Here is a 13,059-nt window from a genome sequence, read left to right on the forward strand (position 1 = left end):
TCCCGATTTTCCCGTAAGCCGATTTCAGGCAGGAACCCCATGATGGACGCCTTCGAACTCCCCCAAACGCTGGTCCAGTCCCTTCAACGTCGCGCCGCGCAGACCCCGGACCAGGTCGCCCTGCGCTTCCTCGCCGACGCCGCCGAGCACAACGTGGTGCTCAGCTACCGCGACCTGGACCAGCGCGCCCGCACCATCGCCGCCGCCTTACAGGCCAATGCAAGCCTGGGCGACCGTGCCGTGCTGCTGTTCCCCAGCGGCCCGGATTACGTCGCGGCGTTCTTTGGTTGCCTGTACGCAGGCGTGATCGCGGTGCCGGCGTATCCGCCGGAATCCACGCGCCGTCACCATCAGGAGCGCCTGCTGTCGATCATCAGCGATGCCGAGCCGCGCCTGCTGTTGACCATCGCCAGCCTCGCCGAGGGCCTGTCGCAGATTGAAAATGCGCCCCCCGTCTTGAGCGTCGACAGCCTGGAAAATACCGGCGATTGGACTGGCCCGGTCCTGCGCCCCGACGACATCGCCTTCCTGCAATACACCTCCGGTTCCACCGCCTTGCCCAAGGGCGTGCAAGTCAGCCACGGCAACCTGGTGGCCAACGAAGTGCTGATCCGTCGCGGTTTTGGCATCGACCTCAACCCAAGCGACGTGATCGTCAGCTGGCTGCCGCTGTACCACGACATGGGCCTGATCGGCGGCCTGCTGCAACCGATCTTCAGCGGCGTGCCGTGCGTGTTGATGTCGCCGGCCTACTTCCTCGGCCGGCCGTTGCGCTGGCTCGAAGCGATGAGTGAATACGGCGGCACCATCAGCGGCGGCCCGGATTTCGCCTACCGCTTGTGCAGCGAGCGGGTCAGCGAATCGGCCCTGGAGCGCCTGGACCTGAGCCAATGGCGTGTGGCCTATTCCGGCTCCGAGCCGATCCGCCTCGACACCCTGGAACGCTTCGCCGAGAAGTTCGCCACCTGCGGGTTCACCCCGAACAACTTCTTCGCTTCCTACGGCCTGGCCGAGGCCACCTTGTTTGTGGCCGGTGGCACCCGTGGCCACGGCATCCCGGCACTGCGTGTTGATGAACAGGCCCTGGCCGCCAACCGCGCCGAACCGGGGCAGGGCAGTGCGATCATGAGTTGCGGCACCAGCCAGCCGGACCATGCGGTGCTGATCGTCGACCCCCACACCCTCACCGAGTTGGCCGACAACAGCGTCGGCGAACTCTGGGCCACCGGCCCGAGCATCGCCCACGGCTACTGGCGCAACCCCGAAGCCACCGCCAAGACCTTCGTGCAGCACGCCGGCCGCACCTGGCTGCGCACGGGCGACCTGGGCTTTATCCGCGAGGGCGAGGTGTACATCACCGGCCGCTTGAAAGACCTGCTGATCGTGCGCGGCCACAACCTCTACCCGCAGGACATCGAGCAGACCATCGAGCGTGAAGTGGAAGTGGTGCGCAAGGGCCGTGTCGCGGCATTTGCCGTGAATGACCAGGGCCTGGAAGGCATCGGCATCGCCGCTGAAATCAGCCGCAGCGTGCAGAAAATCCTGCCACCCGAAGCGCTGATCAAGGCGATCCGCCAAGCCGTGGCCGAGGCCTATCAAGAGGCGCCAAGCGTGGTGGTGCTGCTCAACCCCGGCGCGCTGCCCAAAACCTCCAGCGGCAAGGTGCAACGTGCGGCCTGTGCCCTGCGCCACGCCGATGGCAGCCTCGACAGCTACGCACAATTCCCCGACCTGCAGGCGCAAGTTGGCGACGCAGCGCTGGAATCCGAATTGCAGAGCCAGATCGCAGCGATCTGGTGCGAGCAACTGCACGTGGCAACGGTCGCGGCGGATGATCACTTTTTCCTGCTCGGCGGTAACTCCATCACCGCCACCCAAGTCGTGGCGCGCCTGCGTGAGACCCTCGGCCTGGAGCTGAACCTGCGCATGCTGTTCGAAGCCCCGACCCTGCAAGGTTTTGCCGCCAGTGTCGCGCAATTGCAGCAGGACGGCGGCGTGGCCCAAGGCGCGATCCATGCCTTGTCGCGCCAGGACGAACTGCCTCAATCCCTGGCACAGAACCGCCTGTGGATTACCTGGCAACTGGACCCGCAGAGCAGCGCCTACACCATCCCCGGTGCCCTGCGCCTGCGCGGCGAGCTGGATGAAGATGCCGTGCGCGCCAGCTTCCAGCACCTGATCGAGCGCCACGAAGCCCTGCGCACACGCTTCTATGAGCGAGACGGCCAGGCCTTCCAGCGAGTCGATGCAACCACCGGATTCGACCTGCAAGTCATCGACCTCAGCGACCTGCCCGCCGCCGAGCGTGAGGCCCGCGCGCAACAGATCCGCGAGGACGAAGCACGCACCCAGTTCGACCTGGAAAAGGGCCCGCTGCTGTGGGTGACCCTGGTGCGCCTGGACGATGAAGAGCACCAGCTGCTGGTGACGCTGCATCACATCATCGCCGACGGCTGGTCGCTGAACATCCTGATCGACGAATTCTCCCAGCTGTATGCCGCCGCCACCCAAGGCCAGCGCCTGGAGCTGCCGGCACTGGCCCTGCAATACGCCGACTACGGCAGTTGGCAGCGCCAATGGCTGGCCGAAGGCGAGGGCCAGCGTCAACTGGCGTACTGGAAAGCGCAATTGGGCGATGAGCATCCAACGCTCAGCCTGGCCACCGACCATCCGCGCTCGGCACAACACCGCCGCAGTGCCGAACGCCACACCGTGCGCCTGGGCGCGAGCCTCAGCGAAGCCATTCGCCGGACCGCCCAGGCCAACGAATCCACCCCTTTCATGCTGTTGTTGGCGGCGTTCCAGAGCCTGCTCTATCGCTACAGCGGCCAGCGTGATATCCGCATCGGCGTGCCCAATGCCAACCGTCCGCGCCAGGAAACCCAAGGCCTGGTCGGCTTTTTCATCAATACGTTGGTGTTGCGTGCCGAGCTGGACGGGCGCCTGCCGTTCACTGAGCTGCTGACCGCAACCCGCCAAGCAGCGCTGGGGGCCCAGGCTCATCAGGACCTGCCGTTCGAACAACTGCTGGAAGCCTTCCCCCAAGCTCGCGAGCAAGGCCTGTTCCAGGTCATGTTCAACCATCAGCAGCGCGACTTGAGTGCCTTGCGCCGTCTGCCGGGCATGCTTGCCGACGAGTTGCCGTGGCACAGCCGCGAAGCCAAGTTCGACCTGCAACTGCACACCGAAGAAGACCGCAACGGGCGCCTGAGCCTGTCGTTCGACTACGCCGATGAACTATTCGAAACTACGACCATCCAGCGCCTGGCCGAGCACTATATCAACCTGTTGCAGGCCGTCTGCGAGCAACCCCGGCAAGCCATCGGCGACCTGGTGCTGATGCCGCACGACGAACAGGCGCGTTACAGCGAAGCCCCCTGCGCGCCGGCCCGACAGTGGCTGCCCGAGCTGCTCAACCAGCAGGTCTCGGACAACACCGCGCTGGTCTGGGACGGCGGCAGCCTGACCTTCGCCCAGTTGCACACCCACGCCAACCGCCTGGCGCATTACCTGCGCGACAAAGGCGTCGGCCCGGACGTGTGCGTGGCCATCGCCGCGGAGCGTTCGCCGCAGTTGCTGATCGGCTTGCTGGCGATCATCAAGGCCGGTGGCGCCTACGTGCCGCTGGACCCGGATTACCCCGCCGACCGCCTGGCCTACATGCTCAAGGACAGCGGCGTGCACCTGCTGCTGACCCAGACCGCGCTGCTGGAACACCTGCCGACAGCCGAGGGCGTTTGCGTTATCGCCATGGACAGCATGCACCTCGATAGCTGGCCGACCCAGGCCCCCGGCCTGCACCTGGATGGCGATAACCTTGCCTACGTGATCTACACCTCCGGCTCCACCGGCCAGCCCAAAGGCGTGGGCAACACCCATGCGGCCCTGGCCGAGCGCCTGCAGTGGATGCAAGCCACGTATCAACTCAACGACACCGACGTGCTGATGCAAAAGGCGCCGATCAGTTTCGACGTGTCGGTGTGGGAATGCTTCTGGCCACTGATCACCGGTTGCCGCCTGGTACTCGCTGGCCCGGGTGAACACCGTGATCCGCACCGCATCGCGCAGTTGGTGCAGGAACACGGAGTGACCACCCTGCACTTTGTGCCGCCGCTGTTGCAGCTGTTTATCGATGAGCCGCTGGTGGCCGAATGCACCAGCCTGCGCCGCCTGTTCTCCGGCGGTGAAGCCTTGTCTGCCGAATTGCGCAACCGCGTGTTGGCGCAGTTGCCGGCGGTGCAATTGCACAACCGCTATGGCCCGACCGAAACCGCGATCAACGTGACCCATTGGCACTGCACCGCCGCAGATGGCGAGCGCTCGCCGATTGGCCGCCCGCTGGGCAATGTGATCTGCCGCGTGCTGGATGAGCAGCTCAACCCCGTGCCGCTGGGCGTGCCGGGCGAGTTGTGCATCGGCGGTATCGGCCTGGCCCGGGGTTACCTGGGGCGCGCCGGGTTGACCGCTGAGCGTTTTGTCGCCGACCACCAGGGCGCACGCTTGTATCGCACCGGTGACCGTGCCCGCTGGACGGCCGATGGGGTCATCGAGTACCTCGGCCGCCTCGATCAGCAGGTCAAGTTGCGTGGCTTCCGGGTAGAACCGCAAGAAATAGAAGCGCGCATGCTGGCCCTGGACGGCATCGTCCAGGCCGTGGTGCTGGTGCGTGATGCGCAACTGATCGGTTACTACACCGCCCACGCCGAGCGGGATGAAACCGATGTAAAAACCGCCCTGGCTGCCGAACTGCCGGAGTACATGGTGCCCGCGTTGTTGATGCGCCTGGACAGCATGCCCCTGAGCCCCAGCGGCAAGCTCGACCGCCGTGCGTTGCCCGAGCCCGTGTGGCAAACCCGCGAGCACATCGAGCCCGAAACGCCGTTGCAACAGCAGATTGCTGCGATCTGGCGTGAAGTTCTCGGCGCGCCGCGCATCGGCCTGCGCGATGACTTCTTCGCCCTCGGCGGGCATTCGTTGCTCGCCACCCAGATCATCTCCCGCACCCGCCAGGCGTGCGATGTGGAGCTGCCGCTGCGCACCCTGTTTGAAGCCAGTGAGCTGGGCGCCTTTGCCGAGCAGGTCGGGCAGATCCAGGCCTCGGGCCAGCGCAACCAGCAAAGCGCAATTGCCAAGGTCGACCGCAGCCAGCCTGTGGCGTTGTCCTATTCCCAGCAGCGCATGTGGTTCCTCTGGCAGATGGAGCCGGACAGCCCGGCCTACAACGTGGGCGGCATGGCGCGCCTGCGCGGCGTGCTCGACGTGGGCCGTTTCGAGGCCGCGTTGCAAGCCTTGATCATGCGCCACGAAACCCTGCGCACCACCTTCCCGAGCGTGGATGGCGTGGCGCACCAGAAGGTCTCGCCACAGACCGGCCTGCGCATGGACTGGCAGGACTTCTCGGCATTCAACGAAACCGAGCGCCAGCAGCGTCTGCAGCAACTGGCCGAACACGAGGCCCACACCCCGTTCAACCTGGAAACCGGGCCCCTGCTGCGCGCTTGCCTGGTCAAGGCCGGCGAGCAGGAACACTACCTGGTGCTGACCCTGCACCACATCGTCACCGAAGGCTGGGCCATGGACATCTTTGCCCGTGAACTCAGTGCGCTGTATGAAGCCTTCATCGACGAGCGCGACTCGCCGCTGGCGCCGTTGCCGGTGCAGTACCTCGACTACAGCGTGTGGCAGCGCCAGTGGCTGGAGTCCGGCGAGCGCCAGCGCCAACTCGACTATTGGACGCAGCAGCTGGGCAACGAACACCCGCTGCTGGAACTGCCCGGCGACCGCCCACGGCCACCGGTGCAAAGCCATCAGGGCGAGCTGTACCGCTTTGACTTGAGCGATGACCTGGCCGCCCGCGTGCGTGCCTTCAATGCCGAGCGCGGCCTGACCTTGTTCATGACCATGACCGCCACCCTGGCCGTGTTGCTCTACCGCTACAGCGGCCAGACTGACCTGCGCATCGGCGCGCCGGTGGCCAACCGTATCCGTCCGGAAAGCGAAGGGCTGATCGGCGCGTTCCTCAACACGCAAGTGCTGCGTTGCCAGCTCAACGGGCAGATGAATGTCGGCGAGTTGTTCGAGCAAGTGCGTCACACCGTGATCGAAGGCCAGTCCCATCAAGACCTGCCGTTCGACCACTTGGTGGAAGCCCTGCAACCGCCGCGCAGTGCGGCGTACAACCCGCTGTTCCAGGTGATGTGCAATGTGCAGCGCTGGGAATTCCAGCAAAGCCGGCAACTGGCGGGCATGACCGTCGAGTACCTGGCCAACGATGCCCGCGCTACCAAGTTCGATCTCAACCTGGAAGTCACCGACCTCGACCATCGCCTGGGTTGCTGCCTGACCTACAGCACCGACCTGTTCGACGAGCCGCGCATTGCACGCATGGCCGAGCATTGGCGCAACCTGCTGGAAGCGCTGATCGCCGATCCGCAGCAGCGACTCAGCGAACTGCCCTTGCTCACCGTCGTCGAGCAACACGCGTTGCAAGACAGCCTGGGCATCGAACAGGGCGAACATCGCCTCGACCAATGCATTCATCAGCTGTTCAGCCAACAGGCCGCAGCCCGCGGCGATGCCCCTGCACTGACCTTTGCCGGCGCGACCCTCAGCTACCGCGAACTGAACGAACGCGCCAACCGCCTGGCCTGGATGCTGCGCGAGCGTGGCGTCGGCCCGCAGGTGCGTGTCGGCCTGGCGCTGCCGCGTTCCCTGGAAATGGTCGTCGGCCTGCTGGCGATCCTCAAGGCCGGTGGCGCCTACGTGCCGCTGGACCCGGAATACCCGCTGGACCGCCTGCACTACATGATTGAAGACAGTGGTATCGGCCTGCTGCTCAGCGACGCGGCGATGTTCGAAGCCCTCGGTGAATTGCCGGCGACGGTGGCGTGCTGGTGCCTGGAAAATGACCTGCCGGTGCTTGCCAACTACCCGTCGGATGAGCTGCCGTTTATCAGCCTGCCGCAACACCAGGCGTACCTGATTTATACCTCCGGCTCTACCGGCAAACCGAAAGGCGTGGTGGTGGCCCACGGAGAGATCGCCATGCACTGCGCAGCCGTGATCCAGCGCTTCGGCATGCGTGCGGACGACTGCGAACTGCACTTTTATTCGATCAACTTCGATGCCGCCACCGAGCGTTTGCTGGTGCCGTTGCTCAGCGGTGCCCAGGTGGTATTGCGCGCCCAGGGCCAGTGGGATGCCGAGGAAATCTGCGGGCTGATCCGCACTCATCGCATCAACATCCTGGGCTTTACACCCAGCTACGGCAGCCAGTTGGCGCAATGGCTGGCGACCCAGCAACAGACCTTGCCGGTGCGCATGTGCATCACCGGTGGCGAAGCACTGACTGGCGAACACTTGCAGCGCATTCGTGCGGCGTTCCTGCCCGAGGTGTTCTTCAATGCCTATGGTCCGACGGAAACCGTGGTCATGCCGCTGGCCAGCCTGGCGCCCGAGCAACTGGAAGAGGGCGCTGGCAGCGTGCCGATCGGCAGCATCATCGGCGACCGCGTGGCCTACATCCTCGACGCTGACCTGGCGCTGGTACCCCAAGGCGCAACCGGCGAGCTGTACGTCGGCGGTGCGGGTTTGGCCCAGGGTTATCACGAACGCCCGGGCATGACGGCCGAGCGTTTTGTCGCTGACCCGTTCGCCCATGACGGCGGGCGCCTGTACCGCACCGGCGACCTGGTGCGCCAACGCGCCGATGGCTTGGTGGAGTACCTGGGGCGGATCGACCATCAGGTGAAGATCCGTGGTTTCCGCATTGAACTGGGCGAGATCGAAACCCGCCTGCTGGAGCACGAAGCCGTGCGTGAAGCCGTGGTGCTGGCGCTGGATTCGCCGAGCGGCAAACAGCTGGTGGCGTACCTGGTCAGCGATGCCGAGCACGGCGCGCTGCGTGACGCACTGAAGGCTCATCTCAAGGCGCAACTGCCGGACTACATGGTGCCCGCGCACCTGATCGTACTCGACAGCATGCCGCTGACCGCCAACGGCAAACTCGACCGCCGTGCCTTGCCGCAACCGGACCCGGAGGCCAACCGTCAACAGTACGTGGCTCCGCGCAATGAACTGGAAAGCACGTTGGCCGCCATCTGGTGCGCAGTGTTGAACGTGCAGCAAGTCGGCCTGGACGATAACTTCTTTGAACTGGGCGGCGACTCGATCCTGTCGATCCAGGTGGTCAGCCGTGCGCGGCAGGCGGGCATTCACTTCAGCCCCCGCGACCTGTTCCAGCACCAGACCGTGCAAACCCTGGCCGCCGTCGCCACGCGTACTGAGCAAGTCACGGCGGAGCAGGGTGTGCTCACCGGCCGTTCGGGGCTGACGCCGATCCAGCATTGGTTCTTCGACACCGAGATCCCGAACCGCCAGCACTGGAACCAGGCGCTGTTGCTCAAGCCGTTGCAACTGCTCGACCCACATCGCCTGGAGCAAGCGCTGCTGGCGGTGCTGGAGCACCACGATGCCCTGCGCCTGAGCTTCACCTCGCGTGATGCGCAATGGCACGCCGAACACTTGGCCGTACCGCAAGGTGGCGTGCTGATGCAGGCGCAAGTGCGCGACATGGCTGATTGCACCGCGCTGTTCACCGACACCCAACGCAGCCTCGACCTGGAACACGGCCCGCTGTTGCGCGCCTTGCTGGTGGACGGTCCCGAGGGCCAGCAACGCCTGCTGATTGCGATTCATCACCTGGTGGTGGACGGCGTGTCCTGGCGTGTGTTGCTGGAAGACCTGCAAAACGTCTATCGCCAATTGAGCGACGGCCAGTCCGTCAGCCTGCCAGCCAAGACCAGTGCGCTGCGCGACTGGGCTGCCCGCTTGCAGGCCTATGCCGGCAGCGAATCCCTGCGTGAAGAGTTGAGTGTGTGGCAACACCAGTTGGCCGGGCCTGACGCGGCATTGCCGGTGGCGCGCCCGCAAGGTTCGCTGCGCAATCGCGATGCCGACACCGTCAGCGTGCGCCTGGATGCCGAACACACCCGCCAGTTGCTGCAACAGGCCCCGAGCGCGTATCGCACCCAGGTCAACGACCTGCTGCTGACCGCCCTGGCCCGCGTGCTGTGCCGCTGGAGCGGCCATGCTTCGGCGCTGATCCAGTTGGAAGGCCACGGCCGCGAAGCGCTGTTCGATGACATCGACCTGACCCGCAGCGTCGGCTGGTTCACCAGTGCTTACCCGCTGCGCCTGACGCCGCAAGCCGGGCAGGGCGACTCGATCAAGGCGATCAAGGAGCAACTGCGCGGCGTGCCGCACAAGGGCTTGGGGTATGGCGTGCTGCGCTACCTCGCGGAGGAGGGGGTCAAGCACGCCATGGCGGCGTTGCCGACGGCGGGCATCACCTTCAACTACCTCGGCCAGTTCGACCAGAGCTTCGGCAGTGATGCGCTGTTCCACCCGCTGGACGAATCCGCAGGGCTCGCCCATGACCCCGACGCGCCGCTGCCCAATGAGTTGAGTGTCGACAGCCAGGTGTACGGCGGCGAGCTGGTACTGCGCTGGACCTTCAGCCGCGAGCGCCATGACCAACACAGCATCCGTGAACTGGCCGACGCGTACCTGGCCGAGTTGCAAGGCCTGGTCGCCCATTGCCTGCAGGACGATGCCGGTGGCCTGACGCCGTCCGACTTCCCCCTGGCGCACCTGACCCAGCCGCAACTGGATGCGCTGCCGGTACCGGCCGGCGTCATTGAAGACGTGTACCCGCTGACGCCGATGCAGGAAGGCTTGCTGTTACATACGTTGTTGGAACCGGGCACGGGCCTCTATTACATGCAGGACCGCTACCGCATCAACAGTGCCCTGGACCCCGAGCGTTTCGCCCAGGCCTGGCAGGCGGTGATCGCCCGTCATGAAGCCCTGCGCGCGTCGTTCTGCTGGAACGTCGGCGAAGACATGCTGCAGGTGATCCACAAGCCGGGCAGCACGCCGATCGAATACCTGGACTGGAGCAACGACCCGGAAAATGAACAGGAACCGCGCCTGCAAGCCTTGCTCAAGACCGAGCGCGAAGCCGGGTTCGATCTGCTCAACCAGGCGCCGTTCCACCTGCGCCTGATCCGCGTCGGTGCCGAGCGCTACTGGTTCATGATGAGCAACCACCACATCCTCATTGATGCCTGGTGCCGTTCGTTGCTGATGAACGACTTCTTCGAGATCTACAGGGCCCTCGGCGAAGGCCGCGACGCGCAGTTGGCCACGCCGCCGCGCTATCGCGACTACATCGCTTGGCTGCAACGCCAGAACCTCAATGAAGCGCGCCAGTGGTGGCAGCAGAACCTGCAAGGCTTCGAGCGCACCACGCCGATCCCGAGCGACCGGCCATTCATGCGTGACCACGCGGGTCACGGCGGCATGGTGGTGGGCGACTGCTACACCCGCCTTGATGCCCATGACGGCGCACAACTGCGTGAGCTGGCCCAGGCCCATCAACTGACCGTCAACACCTTCGCCCAGGCGGCATGGGCCTTGGTGCTGCGCCGACTGAGCGGTGATCGCGACGTGCTGTTTGGCGTGACCGTGGCCGGGCGCCCGGTGGAAATGCCGGAGATGCAGCGCACCGTCGGCCTGTTCATCAACAGCATCGCATTGCGGGTGAAGCTGCCCGAGGACGATCAACCCTGCAGCGTGCGCCGGTGGTTGAGCGGCTTGCTCGACAGCAACATGCAACTGCGCGAGTACGAATACCTGCCGCTGGTGACCATTCAGGAGCACAGCGAACTGCCCAAGGGCCAGCCGCTGTTCGACAGTTTGTTTGTGTTCGAAAACGCCCCGGTGGAAGTCTCGGTGCTGGACCATGCACAAAGCCTGAATGCCACCTCGGACTCCGGCCGCACCCACACCAATTTCCCGCTGACCGCCGTGTGCTACCCGGGCGATGACTTGGGCCTGCACCTGTCCTATGACCAGCGCTATTTCGACGAAACCACCGTGCAAGGCATGCTCGCTGAGTTCAAGCGCTTGCTGTTGGCGCTGGTGCAGGGCTTCCATGGCGACATGGCCGACCTGCCGTTGATTGGCGAACAGGAACGCGTGTTCCTGCTGGACGGCTGCAACCAGAGCGAACACGCCTACCCGCTGGAGCGCAGCTACATCGCGCTGTTCGAAGAGCAGGTGGCCGCGCATCCGCACCGCATCGCCGCCAATTGCCTGGACCAGCAGTGGACCTATGACGAACTCAACCGTCGCAGCAACGGCCTGGGCCACGCACTGATCGCAGCGGGTGTCGGCCTGGACCAACCGGTGGCCTTGCTGGGTGAGCGTAACCTCGACCTGCTGGGCATGATCATCGGCAGCTTCAAGGCCGGTGCCGGCTACCTGCCGCTGGACCCGGGCCTGCCGAGTCAGCGTCTGCGCAGCATCATCGACTTGAGCCGCACGCCGCTGCTGGTGTGCACCGAGGCATGCCGCGAGCAAGCCATCGAGCTGCTGGACGGTTTCGACTGCCAGTTGCTGGTGTGGGAAGAAATCCCGGCGCGTGGCGAAAACCCTGGCATCTACAGCGGCCCGGACAACCTCGCCTACGTGATCTACACCTCCGGCTCCACTGGCCTGCCCAAAGGCGTGATGGTGGAGCAGCGCGGCATGCTCAATAACCAGTTGAGCAAGGTGCCGTACCTGGACTTGAGCCCGGTGGACGTGATCGCGCAGACCGCCTCGCAAAGCTTTGATATTTCCGTGTGGCAGTTCCTCGCTGCGCCGCTGTTTGGCGCACGGGTGGACATCGTGCCGAATGTGATTGCCCATGACCCGCAAGGGCTGCTCGCCCATGTGCAGGCTCAAGGGATCACCGTATTGGAAAGCGTACCGTCGCTGATCCAGGGCATGTTGGCCCAGGACCGTATCGGCCTGGACGGTCTGCGCTGGATGCTGCCGACCGGTGAAGCCATGCCGCCTGAATTGGCGCACCAGTGGTTGCTGCGTTACCCAGAGATTGGCCTGGTGAACGCCTATGGTCCTGCGGAATGCTCGGATGATGTGGCGTTCTTCCGTGTCGATTTGGCCTCTACCCGTGGCACTTACCTGCCAATTGGCACGCCGACTGACAACAACCGCCTGTACTTGCTCGATGGCGCACTGGAGTTGGTGCCGCAAGGCGCCGTGGGTGAGTTGTGTGTGGCGGGCACGGGTGTTGGTCGCGGTTACGTCAGCGACCCATTGCGCACGGCACCGGTGTTTGTGCCGAACCCGTTCGGCGCACCGGGTGAGCGGCTGTATCGCACCGGCGACCTGGCGCGCCGTCGCAGTGACGGTGTGCTGGAGTACGTCGGGCGTGTCGACCATCAGGTGAAGATTCGCGGCTACCGCATCGAACTGGGTGAAATCGAAGCGCGCCTGCATGAGCAGCCGGAAGTGCGCGATGCCGCGGTGGGAGTGCAGGAAGGCGTCAACGGCAAGCACCTGGTCGGCTATCTGGTAGCGGCGGATGAAGCGCTCAACCCAAGCGAACGTTTGGACCGCATCAAGCAGCGCCTGCGTGCCGAATTGCCGGAATACATGGTGCCGCTGCACTGGCTATGGCTCGACCGCCTGCCGCTCAACGCCAACGGCAAACTCGACCGCAAGGCGCTGCCGGCCCTGGAGATCGGCCAGTTGCACAGCCAGGACTACCTGGCGCCGCGTAACGAACTGGAAACCACCCTGGCTGCGATCTGGGCTGAAGTGTTGAAAGTGGAGCGGGTGGGGGTGCAGGACAACTTCTTCGAACTGGGCGGGCATTCGTTGTTGGCCACGCAAATTGCATCGCGGGTACAGAAGACGTTGCAGCGGGATGTGCCGCTGCGGGCGATGTTCGAGTGCAGCACGGTGGCGGAGTTGGCCGAGTATATCAACGGGTTGGCGGCCAATGAGATCAGTGCGGAGAAGGTGGATCGGTTGAGTGATTTGATGGCGGAGTTGGAGGGGCTTTAATCTTTATCGCCTGGTCTGACGCCATCGCCGGCAAGCCGGCTCCTACAGGTGGAATGCGTTCCCATTGTAGGAGCCGGCTTGAACTGGTCAAGTATTCTTGGACACCATTTAAGGTTCATGCCGCCAGTCTCTCCCTGACGA

Annotated in this window: 1 protein-coding gene; it reads left to right on the top strand. The window is 64.7% G+C overall.

Going from position 1 to position 13,059, the window contains the following annotated elements; translation table 11 throughout:
• Positions 1-39: 39 nt before the first annotated feature.
• Positions 40-12,918 (top strand): non-ribosomal peptide synthetase, encoded by a 12,879-nt coding sequence (locus AC07SU_RS28845; protein WP_494999011.1) that lies wholly within the window; start codon positions 40-42, stop codon positions 12,916-12,918.
• Positions 12,919-13,059: the final 141 nt, after the last annotated feature.

The organism is Pseudomonas sp. GW821-FHT05H12, assembly GCF_059419385.1.

Bases quoted from the DNA above. Each gene is read 5' to 3' on its own strand.
- AC07SU_RS28845 (WP_494999011.1), top strand. From the start codon at position 40: ATGATGGACGCCTTCGAACTCCCCCAAACGCTGGTCCAGTCCCTTCAA.